Source organism: Ancylobacter sp. SL191 (genome assembly GCF_026625645.1).
In the GTDB taxonomy this organism is placed as follows: domain Bacteria; phylum Pseudomonadota; class Alphaproteobacteria; order Rhizobiales; family Xanthobacteraceae; genus Ancylobacter.
On sequence record NZ_CP113056.1, the window covers coordinates 2,379,096 to 2,396,092 of the forward strand.

Annotated in this window: 17 protein-coding genes, 1 riboswitch and 1 other annotated feature; of the genes, 9 read left to right on the forward strand and 8 right to left on the reverse strand. The window is 69.0% G+C overall.

What is annotated here, in order from left to right:
• Window positions 1–23: 23 nt before the first annotated feature.
• A riboswitch (TPP riboswitch) is annotated at window positions 24–143 on the forward strand.
• A gap of 50 nt (window positions 144–193) precedes the next feature.
• Genes thiO through OU996_RS10730 form a run of 4 tightly spaced genes read left to right on the forward strand, consistent with a single transcriptional unit; the run spans window position 194 to window position 2,840 of the window.
• Window positions 194–1,207, forward strand: a complete 1,014-nt coding sequence (thiO, locus tag OU996_RS10715; protein ID WP_267581593.1) for a glycine oxidase ThiO — start codon at window positions 194–196, stop codon at window positions 1,205–1,207.
• Window positions 1,185–1,382, forward strand: coding sequence for a sulfur carrier protein ThiS (gene thiS / locus OU996_RS10720; protein ID WP_267581594.1), 198 nt, complete (start codon window positions 1,185–1,187; stop codon window positions 1,380–1,382). Before thiO ends, thiS begins: the two co-directional genes overlap by 23 nt.
• A 20-nt stretch (window positions 1,383–1,402) precedes the next feature.
• On the forward strand, window positions 1,403–2,215 hold the full coding sequence (locus tag OU996_RS10725) for a thiazole synthase (RefSeq protein ID WP_420712759.1): 813 nt from the start codon (window positions 1,403–1,405) through the stop codon (window positions 2,213–2,215).
• 16 nt (window positions 2,216–2,231) lie between these two features.
• The gene (locus OU996_RS10730; RefSeq protein WP_267581596.1) at window positions 2,232–2,840 is read left to right on the forward strand and encodes a thiamine phosphate synthase; all 609 of its coding nucleotides are present in this window, start codon (window positions 2,232–2,234) and stop codon (window positions 2,838–2,840) included.
• Between the two features lie 40 nt (window positions 2,841–2,880).
• Here OU996_RS10730 and OU996_RS10735 read toward each other — a convergent pair whose 3' ends face one another.
• From OU996_RS10735 to cysQ, 6 genes are all read right to left on the reverse strand, one after another.
• Window positions 2,881–4,362, reverse strand: coding sequence for a SulP family inorganic anion transporter (locus OU996_RS10735; RefSeq protein ID WP_267581597.1), 1,482 nt, complete (start codon window positions 4,360–4,362; stop codon window positions 2,881–2,883).
• A gap of 65 nt (window positions 4,363–4,427) precedes the next feature.
• Window positions 4,428–4,483: a sequence feature (sul1 is cis-regulatory element that is thought to sense ions involved in sulfur or methionine metabolism; They are found in Alphaproteobacteria), on the reverse strand.
• Between the two features lie 74 nt (window positions 4,484–4,557).
• Entirely contained in the window at window positions 4,558–6,138 is a 1,581-nt protein-coding gene (locus OU996_RS10740; protein ID WP_420712622.1) for a cryptochrome/photolyase family protein, read from the reverse strand.
• Window positions 6,139–6,193: 55 nt separating this feature from the next.
• Window positions 6,194–7,564 carry an NAD(P)H-dependent oxidoreductase gene (locus tag OU996_RS10745; RefSeq protein ID WP_267581598.1) on the reverse strand — a complete coding sequence of 457 codons (1,371 nt, stop codon included), beginning with the start codon at window positions 7,562–7,564 and terminating at the stop codon, window positions 6,194–6,196.
• A gap of 121 nt (window positions 7,565–7,685) precedes the next feature.
• On the reverse strand, window positions 7,686–9,008 hold the full coding sequence (locus tag OU996_RS10750) for a hypothetical protein (protein ID WP_267581599.1): 1,323 nt from the start codon (window positions 9,006–9,008) through the stop codon (window positions 7,686–7,688).
• A gap of 218 nt (window positions 9,009–9,226) precedes the next feature.
• Window positions 9,227–9,811 carry a DUF1134 domain-containing protein gene (locus OU996_RS10755; RefSeq protein WP_267581600.1) on the reverse strand — a complete coding sequence of 195 codons (585 nt, stop codon included), beginning with the start codon at window positions 9,809–9,811 and terminating at the stop codon, window positions 9,227–9,229.
• 204 nt (window positions 9,812–10,015) lie between these two features.
• Entirely contained in the window at window positions 10,016–10,855 is an 840-nt protein-coding gene (gene cysQ, locus OU996_RS10760) for a 3'(2'),5'-bisphosphate nucleotidase CysQ (protein ID WP_267581601.1), read from the reverse strand.
• 135 nt (window positions 10,856–10,990) lie between these two features.
• On the opposite strand from cysQ, the gene chpT reads away from it, so the two are divergent.
• The 4 genes from chpT (at window position 10,991) to OU996_RS10780 (ending at window position 13,903) form a co-directional block, all read left to right on the forward strand.
• Window positions 10,991–11,638 (forward strand): histidine phosphotransferase ChpT, encoded by a 648-nt coding sequence (gene chpT / locus OU996_RS10765; protein ID WP_267581602.1) that lies wholly within the window; start codon window positions 10,991–10,993, stop codon window positions 11,636–11,638.
• A 198-nt stretch (window positions 11,639–11,836) separates the two neighbouring features.
• Entirely contained in the window at window positions 11,837–12,976 is a 1,140-nt protein-coding gene (locus tag OU996_RS10770) for a chemotaxis protein CheW (RefSeq protein ID WP_267581603.1), read from the forward strand.
• A gap of 111 nt (window positions 12,977–13,087) precedes the next feature.
• Window positions 13,088–13,441 carry a hypothetical protein gene (locus tag OU996_RS10775; protein WP_267581604.1) on the forward strand — a complete coding sequence of 118 codons (354 nt, stop codon included), beginning with the start codon at window positions 13,088–13,090 and terminating at the stop codon, window positions 13,439–13,441.
• A 54-nt stretch (window positions 13,442–13,495) separates the two neighbouring features.
• Window positions 13,496–13,903, forward strand: a complete 408-nt coding sequence (locus OU996_RS10780) for a DUF305 domain-containing protein (RefSeq protein ID WP_267581605.1) — start codon at window positions 13,496–13,498, stop codon at window positions 13,901–13,903.
• Between the two features lie 443 nt (window positions 13,904–14,346).
• Here OU996_RS10780 and ctrA read toward each other — a convergent pair whose 3' ends face one another.
• Window positions 14,347–15,048, reverse strand: coding sequence for a response regulator transcription factor CtrA (ctrA, locus tag OU996_RS10785; RefSeq protein ID WP_267581606.1), 702 nt, complete (start codon window positions 15,046–15,048; stop codon window positions 14,347–14,349).
• A 534-nt stretch (window positions 15,049–15,582) separates the two neighbouring features.
• On the opposite strand from ctrA, the gene OU996_RS10790 reads away from it, so the two are divergent.
• Window positions 15,583–15,978: a flagellar export protein FliJ gene (locus tag OU996_RS10790; RefSeq protein ID WP_267581607.1), complete on the forward strand. Its 396-nt coding sequence runs from the start codon at window positions 15,583–15,585 to the stop codon at window positions 15,976–15,978.
• A 255-nt stretch (window positions 15,979–16,233) separates the two neighbouring features.
• On the opposite strand, the gene OU996_RS10795 is transcribed toward OU996_RS10790, so the two are convergent.
• On the reverse strand, window positions 16,234–16,875 hold the full coding sequence (locus tag OU996_RS10795; protein WP_267581608.1) for a GNAT family N-acetyltransferase: 642 nt from the start codon (window positions 16,873–16,875) through the stop codon (window positions 16,234–16,236).
• Between the last annotated feature and the right edge of the window lie 122 nt (window positions 16,876–16,997).

Here is a 16,997-nt window from a genome sequence, read left to right on the forward strand (position 1 = left end):
AGCGGCCCTTGCGTGATTATATCAGTGCCGTCCGGGGGAGCCCCGTCAGGGGGCTGAGAGGCCATCATCGCGCGGACGCGGCATGGCGACCCTTTGAACCTGATCCAGTTGAGACTGGCGGAGGGAGGCCTGCATGTCTGGCACAAACGAAAATTCAAACGGTTCCGCAACGACTTACCCGGCGCCCAATGCCATGCGCGTGCGCGTTATCGGCGGCGGTGTCGCCGGGCTGACCAGCGCCCATGCCTTTGCCCGGCGGGGGGCGCAAGTCACTCTGGTGGAACGCAAATCCGCCACGGGGCAGGGCTGTTCCTGGTATGCGGGTGGCATGCTGGCGCCCTGGTGCGAGCGCGAGAGCGCCGAGCCGATCATCGCCGAGCTCGGCTTCGAATCGCTGGCCTATTGGCGCGAGGCGGTGCCGGACGTGCCGAACGAGGGCAGCCTCGTCCTCGCCCAGCCGCGCGATCTACCTGATCTCAAACGCTTTTCCCGCCGCACCGAGGGCTTCGAGTGGGTGGATGGCGCGGCCATTGCGGCGCTGGAGCCGGACCTTGAGGGGCGTTTCGACCAGGGTCTGTTCTTCCCCACCGAGGCGCATCTGGAGCCGCGCAAGGCGCTGGCGGCGCTCACCGAGCGGCTGGTGAACGAGTATAATGTGACCATCCGCTACGAGGCCGATGGGTTCGATGTGGTGGACGATCAGGCCGATCAGGCCGATGTGATCCTCGATTGCCGGGGCCTCGGCGCGCGCGACCAGCTTGCCGACCTGCGCGGGGTGAAGGGCGAGATGCTCGTCCTCTACTCGACCGAGATTTCGCTCAAGCGCCCCGTGCGGATGCTGCACCCACGCATCCCCGTCTATATCGTGCCGCGCGGCGACGGGCATTTCATGATCGGGGCGACCTCGATCGAGAATGACGAGCGCGGGCGCGTCACCGGCCGCTCCATGCTGGAGCTTCTCGGCGCGGTCTATGCGCTGCACCCGGCTTTTGGCGAGGCGGAGATCGTCGAGATCGGCGCGGATGTGCGCCCGGCCTTTCCCGACAACATTCCGCGCCTGCGCCGGCGCGGCAACACGATCTATCTCAACGGGCTCTACCGCCATGGTTTCCTCGCCGCCCCCGCGCTCGCGCGACGCGCGGCCGACCTGGTGTTTGACGGGGCCCGTTGCCCGGAGGTGATGGATGAAGATCATCGTGAATGGTGAGCCGGCGCAGACCCTGGCGGGCACGCTGGCCGATCTCCTCAATGAGCTCGACCTCGCCGACGCCATGGTCGCGACGGCGGTGAACGGCGCGATGGTGCGCAAGGCAAAACGCGGCGAGACCGCGATCAGCGACGGCGACCGGGTGGAAATCCTCGCGCCGATGCAGGGAGGCTGAGGGAGCCTGACATGGACGCCATGACCACGAACACCCTCGCCGGTACGCTGGCCGACCCGGTGGAGTTCTACGGCACCCGGGTCGCCTCGCGCCTGCTGCTCGGCACCGCGCAGTACCCGTCCCCGGCGATCCTTGCCGAGGCGATCCGCGCCTCGAAGGCCGAGATCGTCACCGTCTCGCTGCGGCGCGAATCCGGGGTGGCCAAGGCCGGCCAGAGCTTCTGGCAGCTCATCCGCGATCTCGGCGTGAAGGTGCTGCCCAACACCGCCGGCTGCAAGACGGTGAAGGAAGCCGTCACCACCGCGCAGATGGCGCGCGACCTGTTCGACACGCCGTGGGTGAAGCTCGAGGTGATCGGCGAGGACGACACGCTGCAGCCGGACGTGTTCGGCCTTGTCGAGGCCGCGCGCATTCTCTCGCGCGAGGGGTTCCAGGTGTTCCCCTACACGACGGAAGACCTCGTCGTGGCCGAGAAGCTGATTTCCGCCGGCTGCGAGGTGCTGATGCCCTGGGGCGCGCCGATCGGCTCCGGGCGTGGGCTGAACAACCCCTATGGCCTGCGCTCCATGCGGGCGCATTTTCCCGGCATTCCGCTGGTGGTCGATGCCGGCGTCGGCGTGCCCTCGCATGCGGCGCTGGCGATGGAGCTCGGCTATGACGCGGTGCTGCTGAACACGGCGGTGGCCAAGGCCGGCGATCCCGTGCGCATGGCCCGCGCCTTTGCCCGCGCCATCGAGGCCGGCCGCGAGGGGCTGCTGGCCGATCCGATGGAGGTGCGCGACATGGCGGCGCCCTCGACGCCCGTGATGGGCCGCGCCGCCTTCGGCCAGTGAAGACGCAGGTAATTCGATGAAGCTCGATCCCTTCTATCTCATCGTCGACCGCGCCTCCTGGCTGCCGCGCCTGCTGCCGCAGGGCGTGAAGCTGGTGCAGCTGCGCGCCAAGGACATGGACGCGGCGCAGCTGCGTGCCGAGATCACGCTCGCCCGCGAGGTCTGCGCCCGCTATGGCGCGCAGCTCATCGTCAATGATTACTGGCAGCTCGCCATCGAGCTCGGCTGCGACTTCATCCATCTCGGCCAGGAAGACCTCGCCGAGGCCGATCTCGCCTATATCCGCAAGGCGGGCGTCCGGCTCGGCATCAGCACGCATGACGATGCGGAGCTGGAAGTCGCGCTGCTGGCGCAGCCCGCTTATGTGGCGCTGGGGCCGGTCTATCCGACCATTCTGAAGAAGATGAAATGGGCCCCGCAGGGGCTGGAGCGCGTCACCGCCTGGAAGAAGCGGGTGGGCGACATTCCGCTCGTCGGCATTGGCGGGCTCACCATCGAGCGCGCGCCCGGCGTGCTGAAGGCCGGCGCGGACAGCGTGGCGGTGGTGACCGACGTGCTGCTCAACGCCAACCCGGAAGCCCGCGCCCGCGAATGGGTGGAAGCGACCCGCGAAGTGGTCGCCTGAGGGCGATAATACGGGCCGCCAAGTGCGGCCCGTGTTGTGATCAGTGCAGCGCCGAGGCGGTGCCGCCGTCCTTGTCGTGGACCGCGAAGCGGTCGACCATGGTGGCGCTGGCCTCGTTGAGCCCGATCACCTCCACGCTCGCCCCCGCCTTGCGGAACTTCAGCACCGCCTTGTCGAGCGCGCCGACGGCGGTGATGTCCCAGAAATGCGCATGGGTGACGTCGATCACCACCTCGCGCGCCGGGTTCTCGAAATCGAAGGCGGCGAGGAATACCTCGGACGAGGCGAAGAAGATCTGCCCCGAGACGACGAAGGTGAGGCGCCCGCTCGCCGCGTCGATGATCTCGCCGACGCTGACCAGCTGCGCCACCTTGCCGGCGAAGAACACGCCGGACAGCAGCACGCCCACCAATACGCCGATGGCGAGGTCATGCGTGGCCACCACGGTGATGACGGTCGCCAGCATGACGATGGAGGAGGAGCGCGGGTTGCTGCGCAGCTCCAGCAGCGAGCGCCAGGAGAAGGTGCCGATCGACACCATGATCATCACCGCCACCAGCGCCGCCATCGGGATGATGCGCACGATGTCGTCCAGCACCAGAATGAGGAACAGCAGGAAGGCGCCGGCGACGAAGGTGGAGAGCCGCCCGCGCCCGCCGGAGGTGACGTTGATGACCGACTGGCCGATCATGGCGCAGCCGCCCATGCCACCGATCAGCGCCGAGGCGATGTTGCTCGTGCCCTGGCCGACGCATTCCTGGCTCTTGTTGCTCGGCGTATCCGTCATGTCGTCGACAATCTGCGCGGTGAGCAGCGATTCCAGCAGGCCGACCGCGGCCAGCGTCAGTGAATAGGGCAGGATGATCCGCAGCGTTTCCAGCGTGAGCGGCACATCCGGCAGGGTGAAGACCGGCAGGCTGGACGGCAGCTCGCCAAGATCGCCCACGGTGCGCAGGTCCATCCCGCTCCACCACGCGAACAAGGTGAGGGCGGCGATGGCGACGAGCGGCGAGGGGATCGTCTTGGTGAGGCGCGGGAACAGATAGATGATGGCGAGGCCCGCCGCGATCATCGGGTAGGTCTCGACGGGCACCCCGATCAACTCGGGCAGCTGCGCCATGAAGATGAGGATGGCGAGCGCGTTGACGAAGCCGGTGATGACCGAGCGCGAGACGAAGCGCATCAGCCGCCCGACCTTGAGCGCGCCAGCGACGAGCTGGATGAGGCCCATCAGAATGGTCGCGGCGAACAGATACTGAAGCCCGTGGTCGCGCACGAGGGAGACCATCACCACGGCCGTCGCCGCGGTCGCGGCGGAGATCATGCCGGGGCGCCCGCCGACAATGGCGGAGACGCAGGCAATGGCGAAGGAGGCGAACAGGCCGACCTTCGGGTCGACGCCGGCGATCACCGAGAAGCCAATGGCCTCCGGGATGAGGGCGAGGGCGACCACGATGCCGGAGAGAATGTCGGCGCGGATGTTGCCAGTCCACTGGCGCAGATATTTGGTGGTCGATGTCATGTGAGGGCAACTTCGCAAAGAGCGGGCGTCCGCCGGAAAGGCGGGCGGGACGGGCGCTGACTGTGCGTGATCCGGCGGATTGGCGGCCGGAAGAGCCACCCGGACTTTCACCGGGTCCAGACGAATGACCCTCACCTAACCCGATACGCGCTGCGGCGCAACATGGTTGGTCCGCGCGGCTCTACCCGTGCCGCTCTACCAGTCGCGGCCGGCCTGCGCCGGTTCCAGCCCGTTGAGGAAGCGGGCGGCGTCGGTGCGGATTGTGTGGCGGCGGGCCTCGTCGAAGCGGGCGAGGTTGCGATAGGGCATGGCGAGGCGCGGGTTGCGCGCTAGCGTCTCCCGGTTGCGGTCGAGAAAGTCCCAATAGAGATAGTTGAACGGGCAGGCTTTCGGGCCGGACTTCACTTTCGGGTCGTAGCGGCAGCTGCCGCAATAATCCGACATGCGGTCAATATAGGCGCCCGAGGCCGCATAGGGCTTGGAGCCGAGCACCCCGCCATCGGCGAACAGCGCCATGCCGTGGACATTGGGCAGCTCCACCCATTCCACCGCGTCGGCATAGACGATGAGGAACCATTCCTCCACCGCCGCCGGATCGAGCCCCGCCAGCAGGGCGAAATTGCCGATCACCATCAGCCGCTGGATGTGGTGGGCATAGGCGTGAGCGCGCGTGTCGGCCACCACATGGGCGAGGCAGGCGAGGTCGGTCTGCCCGTCCCAGAAGAAGCGCGGCAGCGGGCGCGTGGCGCCCAAATGGTTGGAGCGGGCATAGTCCGGCATCTTCAGCCAATAGATGCCGCGCACATATTCCCGCCAGCCGAGGATCTGGCGGATGAAGCCCTCCACCGCGTTGAGCGGCGCCGCGCCCTCATGGAAGGCCCGCTCGGCGGCCGCGCAAACCTCGCGCGGCTCCAGCAGGCCGAGATTGAGATAGGGCGAGAGGATGGCGTGGAACAGGAACGGGTCGCCCGCGCGCATCGCGTCCTGATAGTCGCCGAAGCGCGGCAGGACATGGGCGATGAAATGATCGAGCGCGGTGAGGGCGTCCTCCCGCGTCACCGCCCAGCCGAAACCGTCCAGCGTGCCGAAATGGCCGGGGAATTCGCGGGCGACGAGCTTCAGCACCTCGGCGGTGATCGCGTCGGGGAGAAAGCGCGGCGGGGTGGGGGCGTGGACGTCCTTGGGGAGCGCCTCGCGGTTCTCGGCATCGAAGTTCCAGCGCCCGCCAAGGGGCGCCTCGCCCTCCATCAGCAGGCCGTGCGCGCGGCGCATCTGCCGGTAGAAGAACTCCATGCGCAGGCTGCGGCGGCCTTCCGCCCAGCGCTCGAAATCCCCGCGCGTGGCGAAGAAGCGGCTGTCCGGGCGAATCTCCAGCGGGATGGGCAGTTCCTCGCGGAGCGCGAGCAGCGCGTCCTCGACGCGCCATTCGCCGGGCTCGGTGGCGATGACGCGCGCGGGCGCGTGGCGCTCAACGGCGCGGGCGATCTCACCGGCGAAGCTCTGGCTGTTGGCGGGATCATCGAGGCGGATGTAGTCGACGCGCACGCCTTCCTCCCCCAGCGCCGCCGCGAAGTGGCGCATGGCGGAAAAGAACAGGGCGATCTTCTGCGCATGGTGGCGCACATAGGTCGCCTCCGCCCGCACCTCCATCATCAGCACGGTGTCACGGGCCGGATCGAGCCCGTCGAGCGCGCTTAACGAGCGGCTGAGCTGGTCGCCGAGCACGAGGCGCAGCGTGCCGCCGGGGCGCATTGGCTGAGGGGAGGGGCGCGTCATCCCCTTCCTACGCGCGGGGCAGCCGGCGGGTTCACCGCGCGGCGTGCCGTCCGGTCTAATCGGCGATGGGGCTGAAGGGGGCGGAGAAGGCGCGCTCCATCTCGCGGCGCAGGCGGACGATGGGCGTATCGGCGATGGTGACATCGGCCCAGCCGATCACCTCGCCCTCGACCATGTCGCGGCCCAGCGTGACATTATGGGCGAGGCCGATGGGCAGGGCGCCGCGCGCCAGCGAACTCGCCGCCGGCAGCAGCTTGCCCCACACCGTGTAGCCGCCCTCGCCGTCGAGCTTTTCCCCCGCCTTGAGCGCGCGCTTGGCGACCGCCACCACATCGGCGTTGAAATGCTCGGTGACGCCCGTTGGCTCGCCGCGCAGCGCGGCCGAGGCGACACTGATGCCGAGTTCCAGCCCGATCAGGTGATAGGGCCGGTACAGCGCGGTGTAGCGGCCCGACGCATCGGTGACGACGCCATATTCCTTGAAGCAGCGCCGCGCATAATCGCCGGAGGCGCCGCGCTCGGCCTCGAACACGACATAGACGCCCCAGCGCAGATCGCGGAACACCGGGCGCCCGTCGCGCTCGAGGCTGGAGACGGTCTCGACCGTGCCGGCATGTTCGAGAATGCCGCCGGCCTCGTGCGGGCGCAGCACATGGGCGAGATCGTCGACCCCGCAGGGCGGGAACAGCAGCCCGTCCGAGGGGGCGCGCAGGTCCGCCGCATTGGCGATGGCGGCCATCTCGATGGAGGACTTCGTACCGTCGGCGAAAGAGTTGAACATCTGCGCGTTCATGCCGCCCGCCGCCGCCTGCTCAGGCGTGAGACCGTACAGGCTCCAGATCGTGTCGGGGGTCGAGGCGTGGTAGCTCGGCAGGTATTTCGTGCCCTTGCCGGCGCAGACCACGTTGAAGCCGCAAGTCCGCGCCCAGTCCACCATCTCGCAGACGAGAGCCGGCTGGTCGCCATAGCCCATGGAATAGACCACCCCGGCGTCGCGGGCGCGGGCGGCGAGCAGCGGGCCGACCAGCACGTCCGCCTCCACCGTCACCATCACTACATGGCGCTTATGGGCGATGGCGGTGAGCGCATGGGCGGCGCCGGCGGCGGGGCTGCCGGTGGCCTCCACCACCACGTCGAGTCCGTCTGCGGCGATCAGCGCCTCGGCATCCTCGGTCAGCATGGTGCGCCCGCTCGCCAGCGCCTCCGCGAAGGAGGGGGCGAGCGCCGCCTCGACATCCCAGCCGGTGCGCTCCAGCGCGGCGTGGGCGCGCGGCACGGAGAGATCGGCGATCCCCAGCAAATGCAGGCCGGGCGTGGTGCGCAGCTGCGACAGGAACATCGAGCCGAATTTGCCGGCACCGATGAGCCCGACGCGGACCGGGCGGCCGGCGGTGGCGCGGGCCTTGAGCAGGCGGGCGAGATTCATCGGCGTGTCTCCCGGATGGCGGGTGCTGTGGCCGCACCCTTGAGGCGAGGCGCGCGGCTGCCGTTGGCGCGGCAGGCGGGCGCGGAAGCGGGATGGAGGGGCACCGGAGCGGCGCCGCGCCTCACTCGGCGGCGGAGGGCGTGGGCTGCGTCTCGCGCGCGCGGGCGGCCTCGCGGGCGACGTCGCGTGCCGCTTCCATCGCCGCCGGATCGACGGGAATGCCCTCGCCGGTGGGCAGCGGGGCGCGGCGGCGGGCCTTGTCCTGCAGCGCGCGGATGCGGTCGGCCAGGCTCGGAGGCGCGCCCTTGCGGGTGGGCGCGGCCTCGGCCAGCAGAGCGTTGATCGGCGAGCCCGGTCCTTCCAGAGCGGCGGTGAGCTGGGCGACCTCGGCGGCGATCTCGCTGATGTGCTGACGCAGCGCGCCATCGGCCCGGCCGGCCGTGGCAACCGGGAGCAGGCCGTCGAGACGCTGCTGAAGGCTGGCGCGGTCCTCGCGGGCCTTGGCGAGGGCGCCTTCCAGCATTGCTTTCTCCGCGCCGACCATCCGGGCCATGTCCTGCGCGTGGCGGGCTTCGGCCTGCGCGATCTCGCGGGCGGAGCTGGCGTCGGAGATGCGGCGCGCGGCATCAGCCTCGACGCTGGCGCGGCGGGTTTCGGCGGCGTGGGTGCGGCGGGTCAGGTCATCGACCTTCAGATGCAGCCCGGCCAGCTCCGCGCGCAGCGCCGAGGCTTCCGTGCTCACGGCGCCAAGCTCGGTTTCGGTGGCGGCGAGGCGTTCTTTCAGATCGCGCGTGCGGGCGACCTCGGTGACGAGGTTGTCGGTGGTCTGGCGCAGCCGCTCGCGCTCAGCGGACAGATGCGCATTGGCCGCGGTGAGGTGGCGGTCGAGATCGGTGATGCGGTCCTTCAGCGTGTCGCGCAGCGTGGTGAGCGCGATATGCTCGACCTTCAGCTCCTCCTCGCGCCCGGCGGTCGCCTCCAGCGTACGGCGGGTGCTGGCGAGCTCGGTGCGGGTCTGGGCGAGCGCCGCACGGGTCTCGGCGAGATCGCCGCTACGCAGGGCGAGCTCGTCGGTGACCTGCCGGTCGTGCTCGGTCAGAGTGGCATGGCGGGATTCGAGGTCGGCGAGGGCGGTGGTCAGCTCGTCGAGACGCGTCTGGCGCTTCACCAGCTCCTCGGCCTGGCCGGTGATCTGGGTGAGGCGCAGCGCGGCCTCATCGCGCAGGCGCTGGGTCTGCATCTCGGCCTGGCGCACGGCGAGGGCGAAGGCGGCGCGTGCCTCGTCCTTGTCGGCCTGGATTTCGGCCATGGAGACGGGCAGGGCGCTCTCGATGCGCCGGCGGGTCAAACGCACGGCGCGGCGCCAGACAGCCGGAAGGGTCAGCAGCGCGAGCAGCGTCGCCGCGAGAAAACCGATGGCGCAGTACATGATCACTTCGATCATGCGAGTCTCACTCTTCTACGCGGTCCCGCCGGCAGTGCCCGACGGGCGGCGGCGGATCGCCGCCTCTTGACGCCCCGCCTCTCTCATAGCCGAGAGCGCTTGGCCGAGCGTTACGAAAGATCGTTACCGCATTTCCACGCGGAACGCGCGGGAACGGGCCACCAGACACCAAAACGGCCGGGTTGTCCCGGCCGCCTGTCGAAAAGCCCCGTCCGCGCTCAGAAGGGGTTCCAGGTCGCGGTGGGCGTGAATTTGAGATAGCCGATATTGGCGCCGAGGCGGACACCGACGCCGGAGCGGATCGGCACCACCACCATATTGTCCGCCCCGAGCGCCGTCATGCCGAAGCCGGCGACGAAATAGGCCGAGCCGGAGATGCCGCCGAAGCGCCGGAAGATGTCGTTGATGGAGTTGAGGTTGTAGACGAGGATCATGGTGCGGGCGCCATCGCCGCCGAAGTCCCAGCCGAGCGAGGGGCCCTGCCAGAAGACTTTCAGGTCGCCGGCGTTGCGGGTGTAGAGCGTGCCCTCGCCGTAGCGCAGGCCGCCGACAAAGGCGCCGGAGCCTTCCTGCCCGAGAATGTAGCCATTGGGCTGGCCCCACTGGGAGACCGCCTTCTCGATGGAGAGGGCGAGCCCGCGCGATACTTCGCCGAAGAAGCCATGGCCCTGCTGGACCAGTTCGTCGCTCGAATAGGTGCTGTTCGAGGGGCCGGGCTGCTTGTACTGCGCGGCGGCCGGACTGACGAGGACGGGAAGGGCAAGGAGCGCAAGGCAGGCAAGAAGGGCGCGCAAGGTCGGCATTGTCGGTCTCGCGGTTGGTCTCGAAAAAGGAATGGCGGCACGCGCGATGGCTGACCTAACGGCCGAACCGGTCGCCCTGCCAAGAGAACCCGGAGCCTATCAATAGCACGGAGTGCGACCTTAGGAAGGCAGACACGACTACCTTCGTCCGTCCGCGCACCGCCTTCCCCAACGATATGCCGGTGCCGATGCGGGCTCGCGCGCTCACCCCTGCGCGCCGTAGGCGATGAAGGCCGGCACCCGGTACTTGGCCTCGGTGCGGCCATAGCGCAGCGGGTTGCCGTCCGGCCGGCGCACGCTGCCGCCCGCGGCGCGCACCAGCGCATGGCCGGCCCCGACATCCCATTCGCAGACGGTGGACAGGCGCGGGTAGATGTCCGCCCGCCCCTCGGCCACCAGCCCGAATTTCAGCGCCGAGCCGCAGCTCAGGCTCTCGGCAATGTCGAGCGAGGCGAGGAGTTCGCGCGTGTCGGGATCGAGATGCGAGCGGCTGGCGATGGCGATGAGCCCGGCATCGGGGATCGGCCGGCAGCGGATCGGCTCCCACGTCGCCGCATCCACCGGCGCGCCGGCGGCGCGGGCGGCGCGGAAGGCGCGGGCCTCGCCCGAGGCGAAGCTGCCGCCAGCATAGAGCTTTTCCACCGCCGGGGCGTAGATGATGCCGAGGCTCGGCACGCCGGCCTCGACCAGCGCGATGTTGACGGTGAATTCGCCGCTCGACCCGATGAATTCGCGCGTGCCGTCGAGCGGATCGACCAGCAGGAAGGTGTCGGCCGGCGCCTCGCCGCGCCCCTGCTCGACCGCCTCCTCGGCGATGACCGGCACGCCCGGCAGCAGCAGCGCCAGCTCGGCGCGGAGCAATTCCTCGGCGGCGAGGTCGGCGGCGGTGACCGGGCTTTCATCGGCCTTGTAGCGGGTGCTCATGCCCTCTGCCCGGATGCGCAGGATCTCGACGCCGGCCTTCAGCGCCGCCTGCGCCAGCGCCGCGAGAAGAGCGGGATCGCCCGAGAAGAGCGGGGGCGGGGAGGAGAGCGCGGTCGTCATGGCGAAACCCGGTGTGGCGCGATTGTGGCGAAGGTTGGCGTGGTCGGGGGGGCGGTGTATCACACCCGCAAACCAGCGCGGGTGATTTGCGCGCGATTCGCCGTACCGATCCGCCGATTTCCGCAAGGAGACGCGATGACCACCGTCGTCAACCTCGACAAGCTCGACCTCGCCGCGTTGCTGTGCTCGCGCGTCTGCCACGACGTCATCAGCCCGGTGGGCGCCATCGTCAACGGGCTGGAGGTTCTCGAGGACGAGGACGACCCGAGCATGAAGGCCTTCGCGCTCGACCTCATCGCCAAGAGCGCGCGGCAGGCCTCGGCCCGTCTCCAGTTCGCCCGCCTCGCTTTCGGTGCCGCCGGTTCGGCCGGCGCGCAGATCGACACGGGCGACGCCGAGAATGTCGCGCGCGGCTTCATCCAGGACGATCGCACGACGCTGGAATGGACCGTGCCGCGCACGCTCTCGCCGAAGAACAAGGTGAAGCTGCTGCTGAATTTGCTCATGGTCGCGACCTCCACCATTCCGCGCGGCGGGCGCATCAGCATCGAGGCGACCGGCGAGGGCGAGGAGGGCGGTTTCCGCCTGCGCACCCAGGGCAGCCATTCGCGCATTCCCGCCCATATGGTCGAATTGCTGGCCGGCGCGGCGCCCGAGGGCGGGGCGCTCGACGCCCATGCGGTGCAGCCGCACTATACCGGCCTGCTGGCGCGGGCGACCGGCTATGCCGTCACCCTCGCGCTTGACGGTGACACGGTGGTGATCGCCGCCGAGCGCGGCTGAGCGACGCCGTCGGGGACAGCGTTGCCTCCCGCTCCCGTTAGGTGAGCGTCTTTCAGAAGACATTAACGCGATCCGGCGACACTGGGGCTGCCCATGCTGTGGGCATGTGCCCTCGTTTGTACCGCTGGTCGCCTCATGTCGCGTTCTGATCTCACATCCGCCGGGCCGACCTCCGTGCCCCCCGCGGTCCGCGCCGGGATGGGCAGCCTGTCCGCGGTGGCGGCCGAGGCCGCCGCGAGCCTGCGCGTTCCCATGGGCGGGGCGGCGCGCGCTGCGGCCCGGACGGAGGTGATGGTCTTCGCCTTCCACAAGATGCGCTTTGCCCTGCCGGCGGCCCGCGTGGTCGAGGTGGTGCCGCTCGAGGGCGCGCGCTGGGACAAGATGGCCCGCATGGCCGCCGCCGGCACGCTCGGCGTCAGCGGCCTACCGCTGATCCGCCTCTCCACCCGGCTGGGCTTCACCGTCGAGCACCCGGCGCGCGGCGCGCTCGTGCTGTTCGGCGAGGCCGGCAAGGTGCGGGCGACCGTACTGCTCGACGACCTGCCGACCCGCATGAGCGCCTCTCTCGAGGTGATGCCGCCGGCCTGGCGGCAGGATTTCTGGCCCTGCGAGGATCTGATCGGCGGCGTCGCGCGCCTCCCGGACGGCACGCAGGCCGCTCTGGTCGACCTGCCGATCGGCGTCGCCCTGCCGCGCCCGCGCGTGCCCGAGGCCAGCCGCGACAGCGCGCATCTGCTGGTGCGGGCGGGCCGGGCGGAGCCGGAGGCGGTGCGCCTCGCCAGCCTGCGCGGCATGAGCCCGATCGACGACATTCATCGCGGCGCCGGCATTGTCAGCCTCAAGCCGGGCCGGCGCATGCTGCTGCTGATCGGCGGGGAGGGCGATGCGCTCGCCGTCGACGAGGTGCTGGGCCTCGCCCCGCCCGGCCGGGTGGAGCGGGTGGACGGAGCGCGCTATCTCGCCACCGGCACCGGGCGCTTCCGCCTGCTGGAGCCCGGGGAAACCGTGCCGACCACGACGCGCACCGGCCGCGTGCTGGTCGCCGCGCCCCAGGGGCCTGCGCGCGAGCAACTGCGCGACCTCGTGCATGCCATGGGGCACGACGTCTCGCTGGCGGACGACCCGCGCGCGGCGGAACTCGCCGGCGGGCGCTTCGACATCATCCTGGTCGATCTTGATGCCTATGGCGCGGTTGCCGTCACGAGCGGTGCGGCGCGGCGCATCGGTCTGGCGACCCGCGAGACGGCGCCGCCGCCCGGCTTCCACGCGGTGGTGCCGGCGGGCGATGTGGTCGGGCTGATCGCCGCCCTGCTGCCGGGCAACGCGGCGGTCGCCTGACGCCGGGTGCGACATCACACTTCACGGATGCGGCATGAGGGGTGTTGCGGTCTCAACGCCGACGCTCCCGGCTGCTAGTGTCACGCCATGATGACCATGCGGGCGCGGCCGATGCGGCTGATCCGACACTTACGGTTTATTGTGGCGCTGCTGGCGCTTGCGGTCGCGCTGGCGGGACCGGGAGCGGGGCTTGCCGCGACCTCCCTGCGCGCCGCGCCGATGCCCTGCCATGAAAGCGTGTCGGACGCAGCCGCCGTGACCGCGCCACACGCGGCGACGGCGGACAAGCTTGATTCCGCCAGCCGCCATCTGTGCTGCGTGCTCGCCCAGATCGTCGCGCCACTTCTCGTGGCGCCCACACTGGAGCCGCCGTTGTGGCAGGTCGCGACGCGCGCCGTACCCGGCGCTTCGCTGCTGATCGGCCGCGTGCCGGCCATTCCGGTGCCGCCACCCCGACCGGCCTGATCGCCTCGCCGTCCGGCTGTGGCCGGGCACGATCAGTTCATTCGGAGACACATCATGAAGACTTTTTTCGCGGCCGCGCTGTTCGCCGGCCTTTCGCTCGCCGCGGCCCCAGCCTTTGCCCAGACCATGCCGATGGACGGCATGAACCATGGCGCCATGGATCATGGCGCGATGACGTCCGGCGCGACGCCCCCGACGGCGGCCGGCGCGCCGTCCACCCAGGCCTTCGAGACCGCCAACGCCCGCATGCACAAGGACATGGGCATCGGCTTCACCGGAAATACCGATGTCGACTTCGCCCGCGGCATGATCCCGCATCATCAGGGTGCGATCGATATGGCGCGGATCGAGCTGCAATACGGCACGGACCCGGAACTGCGCGCGCTCGCTCAGGAGATCATCAAGGCGCAGGAGAGCGAGATCGCCTTCCTCAAGGCCTGGCTGGCGAAAAACGCGAAATAGGACGGTTCTTCCTCACCTCACCCACCAACCTCGTCATGGCCGGGCCTGGCCCGGCCATCCACGACTCCCGCGCGCACCCAAGTCATGGATCCCCGGATCAAGTCCGGGGATGACGGCGTGCTGTGTGGATGGCGGCGCGCTGCGTGCGGCTGGTCCGGGACGCGAACGGCGGCGTTCCGCCTCCGTTTCCCGGCCCAGCGACGCCGTAGGCGGAGCGCCGAGCCGGGATCCAGCGCAGAGTTCTTTGGCAAAAACCCTCAGCGCTTGCCGCTGGCGGAAGTCATGGATCCCCGGATCAAGTCCGGGGATGACGGCGCTGTGGTGATGACGGCTCGCCAGGGTGATGACGGTCGCGTCACCAGTTTCGGCCGGCCCCGACAACGAAAAACCCCGCCGGGGCGGGGCTTTCAGCAGCGGCTGATGGCAGGCGAGGGGCGGGCCCCTCAGGCCGGGATACGCTGGTCCTGCTCGCCCATTTCGCGCAGCACATAGCCGCGGCCCCACACCGTCTCGATGAAGTTGTGGCCATCGGAGGCGTTGGCGAGCTTCTTGCGCAGCTTGCAGATGAATACGTCGATGATCTTCAGCTCGGGCTCGTCCATGCCGCCATAGAGATGGTTGAGGAACATCTCCTTGGTCAGCGTCGTGCCCTTGCGCAGCGAGAGCAGCTCCAGCATCTGGTATTCCTTGCCGGTGAGATGCACGCGGTTGCCCGCGACCTCGACCGTCTTGGTGTCCAGATTGACCACCAGGTCGCCGGTGGTGATGACCGACTGGGCGTGGCCCTTGGAGCGGCGCACGATGGCGTGGATGCGCGCGACCAGCTCGTCCTTGTGGAACGGCTTGGTGAGATAGTCGTCGGCGCCGAAGCCGAGGCCCTTCACCTTGTCCTCAATGCCGGCGAGGCCGGAGAGGATGAGGATGGGCGTCTTCACCTTGGCGACCCGCAGACCCTTCAGCACGTCGTAGCCCGACATGTCCGGCAGGTTCAGGTCGAGCAGGATGATGTCGTAATCGTAGAGCTTGCCGAGATCGACACCCTCTTCGCCGAGATCCGTCGTGTAGACGTTAAAGCTCTCGGACTTGAGCATCAATTCGATGCTCTGCGCGGTCGCGCGGTCGTCCTCGATGAGCAAGACGCGCATGCCAATCCCCTTCCCTCGCCATGGCCCCGGGGGGTTCAGCCCGTCGGACTACTCTGGTCCGCGCGCCACCCCTCCCCGCGCCCGGCCCGGCACACCCGATTCGTTCACTCGTGCATTAGGGGTAACAAAATCTGATTCTCGCGCACAAGCGGGGTCTCGAAATTTTCTTCGAGTCTTTCCGCAAGCGGCTGGCATTGAACCAGAATTTTTCAACCCAGAGGCTGGAGTCGAATCTTAAGAAGTGCTGGTAAGTGAGTCAGTCGACTCTGCTTTCGCCGCATCGACTGTCCGCACCGGACGATGCCCCGATCATTAACGAGGCCGGTAAACAAATCGTTTCCATCGCCTTGAAGAGTCGCAGATTCCGCCTCGCGCTACCGTTTGGCTCCACAGGAGTAAGGAAGCGGCAACATCTGGCGGCGAATATGGCTCTGCCGCCGCGTAAAGGCGGCTCGAACCGGTTGCGTGCGGGGGACGTCCGATGAGGATGACAGGGACAGGCGCCGGACCGACAGAGTGGAGTAACAGCCGACCATGAAGTCGCTTGATACACTCATCCGCCTCAAGCGGTTCCAGGCGGAAGAAAAGCGCCGCCATTTCGCGCAGATCCAATCGATGATCGGCGATTTCGACCGCATGGCGAAAGACCTCGACCGCGAGATCGAGGCCGAGGAACAGCGCACCGGCATCACCGATACGCAGCATTTCGCCTATTCCACCTATGCCCGCGCCGCCGCCACGCGCCGCGACAATCTGCGCCTCTCGGCCGATGAGCTGAAGCAGCAGCTCGACGACGCCAAGGCGCTGCTCGATGCGGCGCTGGAGGAGCTGAAGAAGGTCGAGGCACTCGGCGAGCGCGAACGGGGCCTCGAGGTTCCCGTGGAAATCCCGGTCCGTGCCGGTCGCGGCCGGGCGGCGCTGGGGGCCTGAGGCTCCCGCAGGCCGCTTTCGCGTTGTTCCGGGGGGTAGGGATGTCGCCGCCTTCGGCGGTGTCTCTCCTGGGCCCCGGATCATCGTTGCGCGGCGCCCCTCGTCCGGGGAACGAGGGGCGTTCAGCGAGGCGTCGAGCCAACACCGTGTCCCGGACGCCTGTAGCGCCCGCGGAAGGCGAGCCGGGATCCAGCGGAAGACTCTTTGGCTGAATCCTTTAGGCAGTGTCGGCTGCCGACGGCCCCCTCATCCCTCTCACTCAATGATCGGGACATGCGGCGCCGCCGTGCGGCGCAGCGTGCCGTCGAGGCGCGGGTCGTCGACGATCTCCACCGCGCGGCCATAGGGCACGAAGCCGGACTTGCGGTAAAAGCCGACCGCCGCCGGGAGGTCATGCGTGCAGGTGTGGACGAAGAAACGCCGGATCGGCCGCGCAAAGGCGCGGGCGGTGGCGAGGTTCATCATCAGCCGTCCCGCGCCTGAGCCGGTTTCCCCGGCCACCAGCCCGAAAAACGCCAGCTCCGCCTCCCCCTCGGTGCGGAAATCCACATCCACCAGACCGATGTCGATGCTGGTGCCATCCGGCTGGGTGCGGGAGAGGGCGTAGACCTCGACATCCGGGCTGCCGATGATGGCGGCAAGCTCCGCCTCGCTCATCTGCAGGCGTGAGAACCACAGCCAGTCCTCGCCGATGCGGCGGAACAGGTCGCGATACCAGCCGGTTTCGGGCGCCGCGACGTGGCGAAGGCTGAGATGGGGCGCGTCGGGCGCCGGCAGGGGCGCGGGCTGGGCGTGCATCTCCAGGAAGGTGACGATCGACGCGACCTTGCCGGGGGGCACAGCGGCCAGCGTCGGCGGGGCGGGAGGGGCGCTGGCGTGGGCGGTGGTCTCGGTCATGGGGGGGCTCCTGTGGGCGTCCTGCGCCTAGCAGATCACGGGCCAAGCGTCATCCGGGCCGCACGAGAAGGGTTCACAGCGGCGAATTTTCAGATATCTTGCGGTGAATTCAATTTAATACA